The organism is Mesorhizobium neociceri (assembly GCF_013520985.1).
In the GTDB taxonomy this organism is placed as follows: domain Bacteria; phylum Pseudomonadota; class Alphaproteobacteria; order Rhizobiales; family Rhizobiaceae; genus Mesorhizobium; species Mesorhizobium neociceri.
In genome coordinates, this window is the sequence record NZ_JACDTY010000026.1 from 23,633 (window position 1) to 39,820 (window position 16,188).

Consider the following 16,188-nt stretch of genomic DNA (forward strand, 5'->3'; position numbering starts at 1 on the left):
ATTTCCTTGTGGTCCATGGCCGGGGTCGGTGTTTACGCCACGCGCCCACACGTCCGTTCAGGACAATCTTGCTCTTGACCGGTTTGGTCAGCGGCCATCTCGATCCCCGAAGTCCACCCTTGCGATGTGTCGAGCCACTCGAAGGGACTGGGCGGCGATAGTCAGGGATGGATTTGTCGCAGCGGACGTCGGCATGAACGACGCGTCGACAACGAAGAGGTTGGGATGGTCCCATGATCGGCAATAGGGATCGAGCGCGGAGTGGGTGGGATCCAGGCCGATTCGGACGGTTCCGCACTGTGCCGCGGTGAAGTTGACAGGCAGCGTCTTGGCGAGAACCAGCGGAAAGCCAATATCGCCCAGAATCTCTTTGACCCGCTTGTTGAGACGTCTGTGTGATTTCAAATTGTTCGCCTGGACAAGTATGTGCACATCTCCATTCCGAAGCATGACTCGGTTGTCCGCGCTCGGAAGGTCCTCGGACATCGTCAGAATGTCGAAGCTGCGTTTTGTCAAAGCGCGCGAGATGATTTGCGGCACGTATTTGGCTCCGGCGACAAGCATCCCGGACTGCAACTTTCCCAACGCCTGAACATTTCCCATCGGGAACGGATATCCAGGCTCGCCATCGTAAAAATCGTTGAATGCCAGGGTCTTCTGGAACTTGGTCGGGTTCTCCCGCGTCGACACCGCCATCATCGTAGTCAGGTTGTGCGTCATGTAATGACGGCCGACTATATCTGTGCTGTTGGCCAGGCCGTTCGGGAACGAGCCGGTCGCTGAGCGCATCAGAATCAGCGCCGAGTTCACCGCGCCGGCGGACAGGACGAATATGCCGGCCGAAACGGTTTTGATGTTGCCCTGATGTTCGACCTCCACGGCGTTGATGGTTCGACCATCGCCGGCCAGAAGCAGCCGGCGCACGAAAGCGCCGATCCAGAGTTCGACGCGACCGCTCTTGAGGGCCGGTTCAACACAACGTGTCTCGGCATCGTTCTTGCCGCCGACGGCGCAAGGGAAACCGTCGCACGTGCCGCAGCGCACGCACTTGCCGCCTGGATGCAGGTCAACTGCGACGGGAAGCGGGAAAGGGTGCAGACCTCTTGCTCGCAAGCGCTGTTCGATTCGGGCGACATAAGGCTCCGAACCGACGGACCCATACGGAAGCGGCGCGGAGCGTGTCGGCTCCCAGGGGTCACTTGAGGGGTTGCCGTGAACACCGAAGAGATGTTCGGCCTCGACGTAATAAGGCTCCAACTCGGCATAAGGAAACGGCCACGCCGGCGACAGACCTTCAGCATGCTCTACGGCCTCGAAGTCCCGCTCGCGCAGCCGCATCATCACTGTGCCGAAAAACTTCGTCGATCCGCCGACATTATGCCAGCTGGATGGCCGAAAGGTCTTGCCGTTCCGATCCTTCCAGAGCTCGAAGGGGCTGTACTTTCGCTCCTTGAAAACCTTTCCAACGTTCCAGTTGTCATCCTCCCGAGGCACGGCGGCACCCCGCTCCAGGACGAGCACGTTCAAGCCCAGTTCCGCCAACCGTTTCATCATCGGGCCGCCGCCGGCGCCGCTGCCAACGACGACGACGTCCGGCGATGGTGCGCGGTTACGCATAACGTTCACGCTTGCCAGGCCCCATCGGCGAGCGAACGAACCGAGCGCGCTGCGCGAGCGAGCACATCCCGGCCCAGTTCTCCATTTTTGACGGATTGGGAGATCCGCGCAGCAACCTCGTCAACCTGCGGGCCAGAAGCCAAAAGCAAGAGGTCTACGCCGGCCTTGAGCGAGGCAATTGCGATATCCGGCACCGTCCGGCCCCGCAGTGTTCCGGGCAGATCGATATCGTCGGAAACAACAAGACCTTTGAAATTGTGAGCCCCTCGCAGCATGCCTACGATCTTGGCCGAACAGGAGGCCGGCTCGGCGGGATCGATCGCATCAACTGGTATGGGACCGGTCATGATCGCGCGCACGCCCGCGGCGATGGTCGCATCGAAGCAGCGTAGGCTCGGCGCGAGTTCTTCAAGCGTTGCAGTCACTGTGACGGTTTCGCTGTCGAATGGATCGATCGTAACATTCGGATGGCCGGGAAAATGTTTTGCCGTTGCGACCAGGCCCTCATCCTGCACTCCGCGGATGAACGCGCTGGCGACACGACCCACAATGTCCGGATCGATGGAAAAGGTGCGGTCGCGCAGCCACGGATTGCTGCCGGTTACCAAGTCAACAACTGGCGCCAGGAAGAAATTGACGCCGCAAAGCTTTGCCGCGCGCGCGGCTTCAGCGCCAAAGGCCCTTATCTCCAACTCGCTCATTTCCAACACAGAGTTGGGATGCGGGAGTTGGGGTCCGAGCTGGTGCAAGCGGTGGACGCCGCCGATCTCGTAGTCGACCGCAATCAGCACATTGCCAGCCAGGGCGCGCGCACGAAAGGCGTACCTCGAAAGCTGTTCTCTGGTCTCATAGCGCTGCCGTTCGGGCGACATGCGGCGTGCCGTATACTCCTCGCGTGTCGATCCAAGGAGAGCGGCGACGCCACCCGACCTGAAGAAGGACGCCGATCCTATGGTGAAGTCGGCATCACCGAATGCGGGAAGCAATACGGCATAGGCATCGCGGGAAATTTCCATCTCACACCAACCCCATGGAATCTCTGTGTCGAGCGAAAGCATCAAACTGGGCTGGGAGGTTTGCGGCGGGATCTCGGATGAGATCAGCAGCCTTCTCGCCAATCATGATGACGACGGAATTGAGGTTGCCCGAGATGACGTCGGGCATCACAGACGCATCGGCGATCCTGAGCCGTTCCACACCATGTACGCGCAGTTGCGGGTCGACCACCGCCATGGGATCGCGTCCGATGCGGCAGGTGCCGCAAGGGTGCAGGCCGGGGTGAGCCTCCGAGCGTACGAACGTCTCGAATTCCTCTGTTGTTGCGAGCGGTCTGGGCGGGATGTGCCCGTGCTCGACGTATCGGGACAGGATCGTCTGTTTCACGATGTCCTGGACGAGCCGGGCTCCGTCGGCGAGACAACGGATGTCATCCGGATGCGTCAGGTAGTTCGGCACTATTCTCGGCGATTGGCTCTCATCGCCGCTCGTCAGTTCGATAAACCCGCGCGACTTTGGCCTCGTCTGCGAAACGCTGATCGTGCAGCCATTGCCGCCAGGCACCGTGTCGACGCCTTCCTCGACGCCGGCGCCCGCGAGAAAGAAGAGCTGGATATCCGGGTTAGCCGTTCCGTTTGAGCTCCACCAGAAGCCTCCGGCCTCTGCGACGTTGGATGTCACTGGCCCGCTTCGGAACAACAGGTATTCCAGGCCAGCCTTCGCAGCCCACCACGGCTTCTTGTACTTGTCGTAGCTGTAAGGGCCGCTCAAGCTGTAGACGAGCGACATCTCCATGTGGTCTTGATAGTTTTGCCCGACGCCAGGAAGGTCTGCGACAACGCGAATGCCGTGCGTCGAGAGATGGCGAGCTGGTCCCACTCCAGACAGCAAAAGCAGATGCGGTGTAGCAATCGCTCCCGCCGACAGGATGATTTCACGCTCGGCCATCAGGCGATGGCGCTTGCCCCGCTCAATGAACTCGACACCGACGGCGCGCCGTCCCTCGAATAGGATACGGCGAACCTGGCAATTGGTCCTGAGATCAAGGTTGGGCCGGTTCAACGCAGGGCGGATATAGGCTGCGGCTGCTGACGAACGCCGCCCATCTCGAGTGGTGACCTGGTAAAATCCGACGCCTGATTGTTCGCCAGAGTTGAAATCGGAATTGTACGGCAGGCCTGCCTGCTGGCAGGCCTGCAACCACACCCTTGTCAGAGGATGGATGTATCGGGCGTCCGACACACCGAGGGGGCCTTGACTGTTGTGGGCTCCGCCATCGAAGCGGTTGTTTCCCTCGGCGCGTTTGAAATAGGGGAGAACGTCCGCATAGGCCCAACCGTCGGCGCCGCTTGCAGCCCATCCATCATAGTCGTCCGGGACGCCGCGAACGTAAAGCATCGCGTTGACCGAGCTGCCGCCGCCAAGCACGCGAGCCTGGATCATCGTCGGATGTTCAGCCGGCGTCTGCTCTGGGCTGCGCTCGTAGGGGTATCGCGACAGAAGCGGACCCTTGCACACTTTGTAGTAGGTTGCCGGGAGGTGGATCCATGGATTGCTGTCTGCCGGCCCTTGCTCGAAGAGCGCGACTTGCGTGCCGGCATCTTCCGTCAATCGACCTGCCAGCGTGCAGCCGGTCGAGCCGCCACCCACTATGATGTAGTCGGGACGCTGCCTCATATCAGTGACCCACCAAAGCAAAGTCGAACGGAACGAATTTGGCTGCGGAAATGGATTCGGGATCGGTCGTCATGGTGTTCGTCACGATCAGGAAACGGGAAAGGGGACCCAGGATCTCAGCGACGAGGACCTGACACTGACTTCAGACAGCAGCACGCCGCGCAGCCCTTCGTTTAGATCCGCGAGTGGAACGGAAAGCGCCTCACGCCAATTGCGGCCACCCTCCAGGGCCGTAGCATAGTCGCAGTAAAGTACCGCGAGCGCCTCGAGATAGGCCTCTGGATTGCCGGCAGGCAGGCTGACCGAGATCGCTGCTTCTGCAGTGAGATCCCTCTGTCCGCGGCGATAGATGAGATCCGCCTCCCCGAGACGGGAAACATGAAGCGTCTCGGGTGCTTCCTGCTGCCACTCGATGGTCGCCTTCGTGCCGACTATCTTGAAACGCAGGCCGTTGCGATGCCCGGGCGCTGCCAAGGCGGCCCACAACAGACCGTTGGCGCCGCCGTCGAATTCCATCTGCACAACGTCAGTGTCGTCCAGACCGAAGGAGGCGACTGTCTGCATCAGCGTGGCGCTAAGGGCTGTGCAGCGTTGCCCTGACAGGAATTCGAGGATGTTGAACGCGTGCGTCCCGACATCCCCAAGTGCGCCGGTCGGGCCGGCCTTCGAGGGATCGCCACGCCAGACAGCGCCTTTGCCCAGCTTCGAAGAGTCACCAGCGAGCCATTCAAGCAGATATTCGACATACATGAAGCGAATCTGGCCGATTTCTCCAGCGCGAATTCGGGCACGGGCATCGCGGACCATCGGATAGCCGGTGTAAGTGTATGTGACAGCGAAGAACGTGTCGTTCGCTTCGGCCAGTCTTTGAAGCTCTCGCGCCTCATCTGACGAATTGACGAGCGGTTTGTCGCATATGACGGGGATGCCAGCTTCCAGGAACAGCTTGCACGGTTCGAAATGCAAGTGATTGGGCGTCACCACGATCGCGACGTCGATTGGATCATCCCGCGCCGCTTCCGCCGATGCCATGTCGCGGAAATTCAGGTAGTTGCGTTGCGCAGATATCCCCAAGGCCTCTCCGGCTTCCAGGCAGGTTTGCGGGTCGGATGAAAAGGCACCGGCGACGAGATCAAAACGGTTTGCAAGACGCAACGCAGCCCTGTGGATGCCCGCGAAAAAGGCCCCTCTGCCGCCCCCCACCATTCCCGCGCGGAAGCGGCGCTTGCGCGGAATATCGCTCGTCAACAAGCTCATGAACTTCTCCCCCAGCCCATCGGAGCTCAGCATCGATCTGAAAATTCCTTTTGGCGCTGGCTTCCAGTCGTGCCGAGTTAGCCTCGGAACGCCTAACTCGCGCATCCTTCCACGCGCCAAATTGGTCAGCAATTTCGCAAACTTGAAATGACTGGCGCAAACTGAAGCACTGCATATCGGCATCGAATGCCGACGCGGGCCGACCGGTACGTCGACGTCACAGGTGTCGAGGCGGCGATGGCTATTGCGATGCGTGTATGTGGAGAAACGGCTCCTACGCGCCGGTCGTCCGATTGCCGAGGATGATATCCGCAGCCTTCATTGCAATCATCGCAGTCGGGGTATTGGTGTTTCCGGAGACGATCAAAGGCATGACGGAAGCGTCGGCAACGCGAAGCCCTTCCACGCCCAGGAAGCGGAGGGACGCGTCGACCACAGCCTGCCTGTCTGTCGCCTTGCCCATCTTGGCCGTTCCGACGGGATGGAAAATTGTCGTCCCTATGTCGCCGGCTGCCTTGGCTAGAGCTTCGGCGTCGTCTCCGACCGAGGGGCCTGGCAGATACTCTTCAGGGTGAAGGTCGCGCAGAGCCTTCTGTTTCATCAGCCTTCGCGTCACGCGGATTGCGTCAGCGGCCACCTGACGATCTTCGTCGGTGCTGAGATAGTTGGGCTTGATCGATGGAGGGGTCTTCGGGTCGGGCGAGGTAATCCTGACGTTGCCGCGCGATGTGGGGCGCAGATTGCAGGCCGCAACGGTGATCGCGGAAAAGCGATGCAGCGGGTCACCGAACTTATCCAGCGAAAGCGGCTGCACATGGAACTCTATGTTTGCGCGACCCTGTGTCGGATCCGAGCGTGTGAAGATACCAAGCTGGGATGGAGCCATGGTCAGCGGCCCCCGTCGGCGAACGACATAGTCGAGGCCCATCAACGCCTTCTGGAACAGGGAGTGATAGGTGTCGTTGAGTGTCCGGGCGCCGCGGACCTTGTATATTGCGCGCTGCTGGAGATGGTCCTGCAGGTTTTGGCCCACCCCCGGACGGTCGACGATGCAATCGATGCCGGCTTCCTGAAGCCACTTGCCGGGCCCGATGCCGGAGCGATGCATGATCTGCACCGAACCGATAGCTCCTGCGCTCAAGATGACTTCGCCACGGGCTTTGGCCACATGCTGCGATCCATCCGCCCGACGATAACTCACTCCGCTAACGCGATTTGCCTTGAGCACGAGCCGATCAACGAGGACATCCGTGATGAGCTCCAGATTGGCTCTGCCGAGCGCCGGCTTGAGAAAGCCTCTCGCGGATGACCAGCGGCGCCCTCGCTTCTGGTTTACGTGGAAATAGCCGGTGCCTTCGTTGTCGCCAGTGTTGAAGTCGTCGGATCTTGGCACGCCCATTTCAACAGCAGCTGCGCGCACGGCGTCCAGGATCGGCCACGAAAGTCGAGGAGCTTCGACGCGCCAGCCCCCGCCGACGCCATGGTGCGGCCCGCTCCCGAGGAAATGATCCTCAAGCCTGCGAAATACCGGGAGTACGTCGTCCCAGCCCCATCCAGACAAGCCGAGGTCCCGCCATCCGTCATAGTCGGCAGCCTGTCCGCGCATCGCGATCATGGCATTGATTGCCGATGAGCCGCCAATGACCTTTCCTCGCGGATAAGCAAGGGTCCGGCCGTTCAAGCCGGGCTCGACGTCTGTGCGGAACATCCAGTCTGACTTTGGATTGCCGATCGCGAAAAGATAGCCAACGGGGATGTGAAACCAAATCCAGTTGTCACGTCCTCCTGCTTCCAGAAGCAGAACGCGGTTCGACGGGTTTTCCGAAAGTCGGTTGGCCAGGATGCACCCAGCGGTCCCCGCGCCGACAATGATGTAGTCGTAAGCGTCCTGCATCCTTGATCCTCGGTACTGGCAGATGCCATGCGCCCGGATCGGGCGTCAGGCCTGCTTCGGGTGCAGTTCGATTGCCATCCAGATGCAGTCTTCGTCTATCCAGCCTCTGTGCCAGGGATAAATGTAGCTCCGCCTGCCTGTTACCCTCACGATGGGGTCATGGGTGTCGCCCGGCGCAGCCGAAATCTCCCGGTACAGCTCGGTTCCTGCCTGGTCCTTGAAAATCTGTATGCGGCCTAAGCCGAATATCTGCGTGTGTATCTCAAGGAATGAATGCGTGTTGTGAATGACTGCATCCGTCCCGGCAGGCGCCCACCAGAGATTGAGCTGGATATCGTATCGTTCCGTTTCGTCGAGCGGTTCCGGATGATTGGAGAACCGCCAGGGATTGAGCGCGACTTCGCCGACGACGTCATGCCTGGAGATGAACAGGGGTGTAGTGCGCGGAAACTCTGCCATGCGGTTGCCGAACCAATCCCAGCCGTCAAACATTATGCCGCCGAGGTTTGTGGGGTCCGGGACGTCGACGATCGATACGCGTTCTGCTTGGGCAATCGTGCCACCTTTCAAGATCGTGGACTTCCAGGGCGGTATCACGCCTGGGACGTCGCCAGCGACAATCATCGGCTGATTGGACAGATTGGTTACGACGCCATTCGCAGCATAGTCACGCACCCTTTCGACGAGATGCGCTCGGACAAATTTGCCGTCGAACGAAAGCGGGCGGCTGCGATTTTCTTCCTTCATTTCTTACTCCGAAAGCCAAGTGGTGCCGAGAGCCAGGCCCGTGGAAATCAGGAAGCGAAGCCTTCGGTGCTCTTGGTGAGTACATAGCTGAAATGCCAGCGCAGGTATCTTACCAACCAACGTCACCCAACCAATGCCGCGCATGTCAGAACGGTGCATCTTCACAACATGGGGGAGGCTGGGGGTAATCACAATTTCGCATCGTTCCGATACTTGGCGCAAATTGAAGCATCGCCCATGCCGCTTACCAAAGGGGCGGCTGGCGCGGGTTCGGCAAGGGTGGGGCCAGACAGCAGAAGTCAGGTCCGCCCCAGGCTACCAAGAGGCGCGTCCCGACCTGACGGCACGCAGTTACACGCCACGCCAACCTGCGTCAGAAATCAGCGTTTTGCGAAATTGCGTCGTTCTTCCGGATCTGGAGAACCTGCCTTGTCGAAGCGAGCTAGCGTGTCCAGCGCAAGCACTGTCTTTTCGCCCCGGGTTCCTTCGCGCAGAAAGTGGACGATGACGCTCCAGGCCGAGTACGCCCTGATATTCAACACAACCGCCGCCAAGCACGCGACGCTCGCTAAAGAGATCGATGTGGCTCGCGACGCCGGCTTCTCCGGGATCGAGACAACCGCCGCGAAGGTCCTTAGCTACCTCGACGCCGGTCACTCCGTTTCCGATCTCAAAGCGACCCTCGACGGACTTCCCATCTATGGCATAGGCACGGTCTTGAACATCGAGCGCCACGGCGACGATGCCCGGTCCTTGATTTCGGACGCCCGCACCATTTTCGAACTCGCACACCGTGTCGGCGCACGCGGCGTGCAGGTCATTACCGGCCCACTCGACCACGTTGAGGTCAAGCGCTTCAGGGAGGGTGAACCAAAAGCGGGGTACCGGGGCGTGCTCGGGTACAAGGACGAAGAGCGTATCGACATCACCGCGCGAAATCTGAAGCTGCTCGCCGAAATCGCGCAAGAGTTCGAACTGATCGTTTATCTCGAGGCTCTCGCCTGGTCCCCGGTCAATTCCCTGGCTCACCAAGTTGCACTGCTGCGGAGAGCAGACCAGGACAACCTCAAAATGGTCGTCGACTATTGGCACTGCTATGCATCGGGAGACCGTCCCGAGGACGTCGCCAGGATCGATGGCAACCTGATCTATGGAGTCCACGTTTGCGACTCCTTGCCACTCACCGGCGGTGTTCCGAATGAATCGGTGTTACGCGACATACCGACGGGCGAGGGCGTCCTCGACCTCAAGGCCTGGACCGACGCCGTCAAGGCTACTGGGTATACGGGTTGGTGGTGCTCGGAGACTTTCTGTCGGAAGCTTCAGCATGAAAATAGCTATGACGTCGCCAGCCAAATGAGGGCGCAGTTGATAAGCCTTGTGTCGAGCTAGGCAGCAAGTGGAGTGGCGGCTGCGTTGGTGCCGTTAGCTATCGCTTTCGCATGAACGATGCCGACAGCTGCCGCTGCCCTGCCACGCCGTGCCTCCGCCGAAATCTGGGCCCGATGCTTGAGCGAAACACGGAGATGTAAAGTTGAAACGCCCCGTTGCGGTGATCGGTCTTGGTTTCATGGGTTCCGCTCTCGCCCGCGCCCTGGCTTGCGCCGGCTTCAATGTGTGCGCATGGACGCGGTCCGCCGCCCGGCGAGCCGAGTTCTCGAACGAGTTTCATGTATCCGCGTCCGCAGTCGACGCCGTCGAGGCTGCCGACGTTGTTGTCCTTTGCATTACCAATTTCGACGCCTCAGCGGAGTTCCTGGAACTGGCCGGCTTGGCCGAAGCGCTCGGAGGCAAGACACTGATACAATTAACATCCGAGTCCCCCGAGGAAGCTCGACGTTTCGCGACCTTGGCCGAGCCGTTGGGCGTGGCCGTTCTGGATGGCGCGATCGCGACCATGCCGTCGAGCATCGGCAATCGCGACGCCGTGATCTATTACTCTGGCGACAGAGCCATCTTCGACCGCGAGCACGAGATCCTGGCGGCAATGGCTGGCAAGCCGACATATTGCGGCACCGATCCGTCAGATGCTTCATCGATGGACATGGCGTGGCTGAGCTTGTTCTACAGCGCAGCGCTTGGCCTCATCCAAGGCATCGCAATCTGTCAGGCTGCTCGGCTCGATCCTTCAACCTATCTCAACGCGACGCCTTCCTATCTGCCGGAGATCCTGGCGATGTCGAAGGATTTCGAGCGCCAGACGCGGTTGGACAATTTCACCGGCAACCAAGCCAACATGACGCTGCATCTGGGCGGAGCGGCGCAAGTGCTCGCCGTCTGCGCGGCAAAGGGACTGGATACCCGACTGCCGCAGGCCGCGGTCGACCTGATCCAGAAATCGATCGATGCCGGCTTCGCGGAACTCGAATTCGCCGTTGCGGCCAAAGTCATCAGGCCGTTGTGATCGCCGAGGGCAGGTGAAGCAGGCACGCAAATGGCCGAACTTCATCAACAAGCTCTATGGCCGATTCCATTCCGCAACTCGCCTCCTTTCTAAACTTCTTGCAAATTTTTGAAAACCTGATTGTATCGATCTAATACCAAGCCAATGATGAGGATTGGACGTGCGCTGTAGTGCTCTTGGCTGCTTGCTTCAGGGGTATGCGAAGGACGTTCGATCGTTTGTCGACAGGGCGTCAGAACGGTCGCGGTATCTGGCGAGGGTTCATGGAATTGCGCGGCGCCTGGTGGACAAACGTGGTGCAAGCTACGCCGTCAGATTCACCAAACAGGCCGCGGCCCGATCGTCCGGCAAGCGCGGAAGCATTCTCAAGGCAATTGCGCAATCGGCATATGATCTGACCCGACTGGACATCTACTATCACTGACTGGCCGGGGATCGGCACACCGGCGGCCGTTGGCAAGCAACGCTCGAGCAGGTCGGTCGCTTCGCGACGATAGTCGTCTCAGGCTGCAATTTGAGCCATGGGTCGAGGTCCTGAAAAAAACTATTGCAAAATCATCCCAGGTTAGTTAGATCGATCTAATTACACAATAAGCACGGGGAACAAAGGTGCGACTTACCGGTGGCCAGATTGTTGCGCAGGCCCTCAAGGCCTATGGCGTTGAGTATGTTTCGGGCATTCCCGGTCACGGGATATGGTCGCTGTTCGACGCCTTTCTTGAGAAGGAATCGAACATCCCCTTCATTCAGGTGATGCACGAACAAAGCGCGGTCCATCTTGCCGACGGCTACTACAGGGCAAGTGGGAAAGTCATGGCCTGCTCCACGTCGATCGGACCGGGCGCAGCGAACACCATCATCGGGCTTGCCACCTGCTACACGGACTCCGTCCCGGTCTTCTATGTTTCCGGCGGACCCGCAACCCACATGAAGGGCCATGGGGTGATGCAGGAGATCGAGCGTCAGCAGGAGAATGCTTTTCCCCGCATTACCGAGCAGGTTACCAAGCGGGCCTACAAGGCGGGGCGGGTGGATGAGCTTCCCTTCATCATGCACCGGGCCTTCAACACCATGCTGTCGGGACGGCAAGGTCCGGTCCATGTCGAGGTGCCGATGGACCTGCAGACCGAGGCCGCCGACGTGTCGATCCATCCGCTCGAGTTTCGCATCGCCACAGGCGTCGCCTATCCTGATCCTGTCGCCGTCGAGCGCGCGGCAGCGCTTCTGCTTGCGGCGGAACGTCCTGTCATCCTGGCCGGCGGGGGCGTGATCACTGCAGATGCCTCGGATGTCTTGAGCAAGCTCGCCGCCAAGGTCGGCGCAGCCGTCTCCACCACGTGGAACGGCAAGGGCGCAATCCCCGAAGACCATGCGCTCAGCATCGGCGCAATCGGTCAAACGGGCACGTCCTGCGGCAATCAGATAACCGCCGGAGCCGATGTGGTGATGTCGGTCGGCTGCCGGTTCACCGACTGGTCTGCGTCGAGCTATCGCAAGGGCGCAAGTCTATCGATCCCTCCGGCAAAGCTGATCCACGTCGACATCGATCACCACGAAATCGGAAAGAACTATCCAGTCGAGGTAGGCATCGTCGCCGACGCGCGGGCGACCCTGGAGGCAATTCTTGCACTGATCTCCGATCAGCAGTCGCGGCGTTGCCTCGACAGACGGCAGGACTATTTTGCACGGATTCAGGCCAGCAAGTCCGAGTGGGAACGGATGCTGGCGCCGCGCCGAGACTCACGTGAGGCGCCATTCACCTCGCAGTCTCCGCTAGGCGAATTGCGCAAGGTGATGGATCGCGATGGGATCGTGCTTGCGGGTTCCGGCAACACGCAAGGTGCGGTCAAGCAGACTTTCCCGGTCTATCAACCGCGCACGCATATCACGTCCGGCTCGTTCTCACCGATGGGATGGGTGCTGCCGGCAGCCCTTGGCGCCAAGCTCGCTCAACCAGATCGCCAGGTGGTCGCGGTCATGGGCGACGGCGACTTCATGATGTCGCTCCCAGAAATGGCGACCGCCGTCATGAATGATATCGGCGCCGTGTTCCTGGTTCAGAACAACCGTGGCTACATGTCGATCCGTGGCGGACAACGCAAATTTCTTGGCCGTCACCTTGCCAGTGAGTTCAACTACCACAAGGGCAACGGCGAGCCCTATACGGCCGATCTTTCCGAGATAGCCAAAAATTTTGGGCTACCATCCTGGAAGGTGAATGAAGCCGACGACCTGCGCCCGGCGCTGGAGCGGGCACTCGCTTCCGGCGGTCCTGCCCTCGTCGAGGTTACAACTGCACGGGACGCGGCCGGACCGTTTGTCACCGGATGGTGGGATTTCCCTTCGCCCGAATACTACGAAAAGGAGCAGGCCGAGTACCAGGCGGGACGTGCTCTCGAGCAGCATCTCTAGTTCACATATCCGTCGCTTCTCTCCTCCCTGAGACGACGGCCTCGCCGGTGCGCGGGAACAAGGCCCCCGCGCACCGGCATTCCTCTACAGAAGGCGGACGCTGCTCAGTCCGGCGGCATCGACGCGACTGGGCCTTGACGATAAGACGAGATCCGGCAGGGGAACGCCGGGCAAATAATGGATCGATCTAATAGCGCCTGTCAAAGGCAGATGGGAGATCACGATGGCAGGGATACTGGCCGAATTGTATGGCGGTGCCGACGCTGCGCGAACCGAAAAGCGGCCGGGCCGCTTCAGGGTTGGTTTGGCGCGGATGATGTCGCTGATCGTGCTGTCGCCGTCCCTGCTCATCCTCAGCGTTTTCGTCTACGGTTTTGCGATTTGGTCCCTGGTGATTTCGATGACGTCGTCGAAACTGGCGCCGAAATATGACTTCGTCGGGCTTGAGCAATATTTTGCACTCTGGTCGATGGATCGCTGGCACGTCGCAGTCAGCAATCTCGCGATCTTCGCCGGTCTGTTCATTTCGCTGTCTGTCGGGCTTGGACTGTTGCTCGCCATCTTTCTCGACCAGCGCATCCGCGCCGAAAATGTCATTCGCTCGATCTACCTTTATCCGATGGCGATTTCCTTCATCGTCACCGGAACCGCCTGGAAGTGGATTCTCAATCCTGGCCTGGGCATCGAGAAACTGGTTCGCGATCTGGGATGGGCAACCTTCTCGTTCGACTGGGTCGTCAACCCCAACATGTCGGTCTACACGCTGGTCATTGCCGCCGTCTGGCAGAGTTCAGGCTTTGCCATGGCAATCTTTCTCGCAGGTCTGCGCGGGGTCGATCAGGAAATCATCAAGGCAGCGCGGATCGATGGCGCCGGGCCCTGGCTGATCTATCGCGCGGTCATCATTCCGATGCTGCGGCCGGTCTTCCTGACCGTGGTTGTGATCCTGACCTACCAGGCGGTCCGGTCGTTCGACCTCGTCGTATCGCTCACCGGTGGAGGTCCCGGGTTCTCGTCCGATCTGCCAGCGACTTTCATGTACCAGTTCGCCTTCAGCCGGAACCGCATGGCACTCGCCGCGGCCAGCGGGATGATGATCTTCATGACGATTGCGGCAGTGATGGTCCCCTACATCTATTCGGAACTGCGTCGGGAGGCCCGCAATGAGCGCTGAAGCGACCTTGGCCGCGCCCAAGAGCGAGCGTGGAGCTGGATTGTCCCGGCTTCTCGGCCGGATATTCATCTACGGCATCCTGATCCTGTTCGCGTTCTACTATCTGATGCCTTTGTTCGTGATGATCGTGACATCGCTCAAGGACATGTCCGAAATTCGCGAAGGCAATTTGATATCGCTGCCGCGCAACCCGACTTTGGAGCCGTGGCGGGTAGCCTGGATGGAGGCCTGCGTCGGCGTCGACTGTCCGGGAATTAGAGGATTCTACGCCAACACCTTCCTGATGGTGCTGCCGGCGGTGACCGTCTCGACGCTGCTTGGATCGTTGAACGGGTTTGCATTGACCAAGTTCAATTTCCCGGGACATCGTCTTGTCTTCGGCCTCATCATGTTCGGCTGCTTCACGCCATATCAGGCGATCCTCATCCCGATGGCGACGGTGCTCGGAAAGCTGGGGCTTTCAGGCAGCCTGTGGGGCCTGATCCTGATCCATGTCATCTATGGCCTGCCGTTCACCACGCTTTTCTTCCGCAACTATTACGTTTCCATTCCACAGGATCTGGTGAAGGCAGCGCGCGTCGACGGAGCCGGCTTCTTCCGGATCTTTTACCACATCCTGCTGCCGATCTCGGCGCCGATCGCCATCGTCTCGGTCATCTGGCAGTTCACCAACATCTGGAACGACTTCCTGTTCGGCGCGTCATTCACTTACGGACGCAACGCGCCGATCATGGTCGCTCTCAACAACATCGTAAACACGTCGACCGGCGAGCGCCCATACAACGTCCAGATGGCGGCAGCGATCATGGCCGCTCTGCCCACCCTGATTATCTACGTCTTTGCCGGGCGCTACTTCATCCGCGGCCTGGTCGCTGGTTCCGTGAAAGGTTAGTGCCATGTCTTCCCTTACGATCAAGGACATCTCCAAACGTTTCGGCGGGTATCAGGCGCTGGATAACGTAAACATCGAGGCGGACTCTGGCGAATTTCTGGTGCTTCTCGGACCTTCGGGATGCGGAAAATCGACGCTGCTGAACATGATCGCGGGATTGGAAACCGTAACCGAGGGGCTGATCCGGATCGATGGGGAAGTGGTGAACGACCGCGATCCGAAAGATCGCGACATCGCCATGGTATTCCAGTCCTACGCGCTCTATCCGAGCATGACAGTTCGCGAAAACATCTGCTTCGGCATGAGGGTCAGGAAGGTGCCGAAGGCGCAGCAGGTCGAGTCCGTTGGCCGCGTCGCCAAGATGCTCCAGCTCGAATCATTGCTGGACCGAAGGCCCAGCCAGCTCTCGGGTGGGCAGCGCCAGCGCGTCGCCATGGGACGTGCGCTGGTACGCGATCCGAAGGTATTCCTGTTCGACGAGCCGCTTTCCAACCTCGACGCCAAGTTGCGGGTCGAAATGAGAACCGAAATCAAAAAGCTTCACAAGAAGCTCGGTGTGACGATCGTCTACGTGACGCACGATCAGATCGAGGCGATGACGCTGGCCACCAAGGTCGTCGTCATGCGCCAGGCGCGAATTCAACAAGTTGGATCGCCGCAGGAGATCTACGATCGACCCCAAAACCTGTATGTCGCGAGCTTCATCGGCTCGCCGCCGATGAACCTCATTCCCGGGACATTGCGCGAAAATGGCGGCCAGGTGGCCGTCGAAACCACACTTGAGAGTGGCACCAAGCTGGTAATTCCAATGGGGCGTGCAACCCCGGCCATGGCGCCGTACTTCGATAGCAAGATCATCCTTGGAGCGAGACCCGAAATCATCACGGAACCGGGCATCCACTATGATGGGGCAACCCCCTATGCATTCGATGCTAGGGTCGAGGTGGTCGAGCCGACCGGCTCTGACAATCTGGCGATCATCAGTCTGGGCGGGATCGATGCGATCGCGCGGCTGCGACCCGGCGCCGGTGCTCCCGGAAAGTCGATGGCGTTCAGCATCGACACCAGCAAGGCGCTGCTGTTCGATCCGCAATCCGAACAGCGCATCGCCTGAGGCC

General features: G+C 59.9%; 12 protein-coding genes. 6 read left to right on the top strand and 6 right to left on the bottom strand.

The window, feature by feature from the left end; genetic code table 11:
* Positions 1–87 precede the first annotated feature (87 nt).
* From H0241_RS31230 to H0241_RS31255, 6 genes are all read right to left on the bottom strand, one after another.
* On the bottom strand, positions 88–1,617 hold the full coding sequence (locus H0241_RS31230; protein WP_181061611.1) for a GMC oxidoreductase: 1,530 nt from the start codon (positions 1,615–1,617) through the stop codon (positions 88–90).
* 5 nt (positions 1,618–1,622) lie between these two features.
* A complete protein-coding gene (locus tag H0241_RS31235) occupies positions 1,623–2,633 on the bottom strand; it encodes a glycoside hydrolase family 3 protein (protein WP_181061612.1) in 1,011 nt (336 codons plus the stop codon).
* A 1-nt stretch (position 2,634) separates the two neighbouring features.
* Positions 2,635–4,290: a GMC family oxidoreductase gene (locus tag H0241_RS31240; RefSeq protein WP_181061613.1), complete on the bottom strand. Its 1,656-nt coding sequence runs from the start codon at positions 4,288–4,290 to the stop codon at positions 2,635–2,637.
* An 87-nt stretch (positions 4,291–4,377) separates the two neighbouring features.
* Positions 4,378–5,547 carry a Gfo/Idh/MocA family protein gene (locus tag H0241_RS31245; protein WP_181061614.1) on the bottom strand — a complete coding sequence of 390 codons (1,170 nt, stop codon included), beginning with the start codon at positions 5,545–5,547 and terminating at the stop codon, positions 4,378–4,380.
* A gap of 274 nt (positions 5,548–5,821) precedes the next feature.
* Positions 5,822–7,441, bottom strand: a complete 1,620-nt coding sequence (locus tag H0241_RS31250) for a GMC family oxidoreductase (RefSeq protein ID WP_181061615.1) — start codon at positions 7,439–7,441, stop codon at positions 5,822–5,824.
* A gap of 45 nt (positions 7,442–7,486) precedes the next feature.
* A complete protein-coding gene (locus H0241_RS31255; RefSeq protein ID WP_181061616.1) occupies positions 7,487–8,188 on the bottom strand; it encodes a hypothetical protein in 702 nt (233 codons plus the stop codon).
* Between the two features lie 504 nt (positions 8,189–8,692).
* On the opposite strand from H0241_RS31255, the gene H0241_RS31260 reads away from it, so the two are divergent.
* From H0241_RS31260 to H0241_RS31285, 6 genes are all read left to right on the top strand, one after another.
* Positions 8,693–9,580 carry a sugar phosphate isomerase/epimerase family protein gene (locus H0241_RS31260; protein ID WP_181061617.1) on the top strand — a complete coding sequence of 296 codons (888 nt, stop codon included), beginning with the start codon at positions 8,693–8,695 and terminating at the stop codon, positions 9,578–9,580.
* Between the two features lie 142 nt (positions 9,581–9,722).
* The gene (locus tag H0241_RS31265; RefSeq protein WP_181061618.1) at positions 9,723–10,592 is read left to right on the top strand and encodes an NAD(P)-dependent oxidoreductase; all 870 of its coding nucleotides are present in this window, start codon (positions 9,723–9,725) and stop codon (positions 10,590–10,592) included.
* A 609-nt stretch (positions 10,593–11,201) separates the two neighbouring features.
* Positions 11,202–13,004: a thiamine pyrophosphate-binding protein gene (locus H0241_RS36280; RefSeq protein ID WP_181061619.1), complete on the top strand. Its 1,803-nt coding sequence runs from the start codon at positions 11,202–11,204 to the stop codon at positions 13,002–13,004.
* Positions 13,005–13,227: 223 nt separating this feature from the next.
* Positions 13,228–14,178: a carbohydrate ABC transporter permease gene (locus H0241_RS31275; protein WP_328824916.1), complete on the top strand. Its 951-nt coding sequence runs from the start codon at positions 13,228–13,230 to the stop codon at positions 14,176–14,178.
* Positions 14,168–15,070: a carbohydrate ABC transporter permease gene (locus tag H0241_RS31280; protein WP_181061620.1), complete on the top strand. Its 903-nt coding sequence runs from the start codon at positions 14,168–14,170 to the stop codon at positions 15,068–15,070. Before H0241_RS31275 ends, H0241_RS31280 begins: the two co-directional genes overlap by 11 nt.
* Before the next feature lie 4 nt (positions 15,071–15,074).
* The gene (locus H0241_RS31285) at positions 15,075–16,184 is read left to right on the top strand and encodes an ABC transporter ATP-binding protein (RefSeq protein ID WP_181061621.1); all 1,110 of its coding nucleotides are present in this window, start codon (positions 15,075–15,077) and stop codon (positions 16,182–16,184) included.
* The last annotated feature ends 4 nt before the right edge of the window (positions 16,185–16,188 follow it).

Excerpts from the sequence above, each read along its gene's own strand:
- H0241_RS31250 (WP_181061615.1), bottom strand. The coding sequence starts at position 7,441 with ATGCAGGACGCTTACGACTACATCATTGTCGGCGCGGGGACCGCTGGG.
- H0241_RS31255 (WP_181061616.1), bottom strand. The coding sequence starts at position 8,188 with ATGAAGGAAGAAAATCGCAGCCGCCCGCTTTCGTTCGACGGCAAATTT.
- H0241_RS31280 (WP_181061620.1), top strand. The coding sequence starts at position 14,168 with ATGAGCGCTGAAGCGACCTTGGCCGCGCCCAAGAGCGAGCGTGGAGCT.
- H0241_RS31285 (WP_181061621.1), top strand. The coding sequence starts at position 15,075 with ATGTCTTCCCTTACGATCAAGGACATCTCCAAACGTTTCGGCGGGTAT.
- H0241_RS31240 (WP_181061613.1), bottom strand. The coding sequence starts at position 4,290 with ATGAGGCAGCGTCCCGACTACATCATAGTGGGTGGCGGCTCGACCGGC.
- H0241_RS31230 (WP_181061611.1), bottom strand. The coding sequence starts at position 1,617 with ATGCGTAACCGCGCACCATCGCCGGACGTCGTCGTCGTTGGCAGCGGC.
- H0241_RS31245 (WP_181061614.1), bottom strand. The coding sequence starts at position 5,547 with ATGAGCTTGTTGACGAGCGATATTCCGCGCAAGCGCCGCTTCCGCGCG.
- H0241_RS31260 (WP_181061617.1), top strand. The coding sequence starts at position 8,693 with ATGACGCTCCAGGCCGAGTACGCCCTGATATTCAACACAACCGCCGCC.
- H0241_RS31275 (WP_328824916.1), top strand. The coding sequence starts at position 13,228 with ATGGCAGGGATACTGGCCGAATTGTATGGCGGTGCCGACGCTGCGCGA.
- H0241_RS31235 (WP_181061612.1), bottom strand. The coding sequence starts at position 2,633 with ATGGAAATTTCCCGCGATGCCTATGCCGTATTGCTTCCCGCATTCGGT.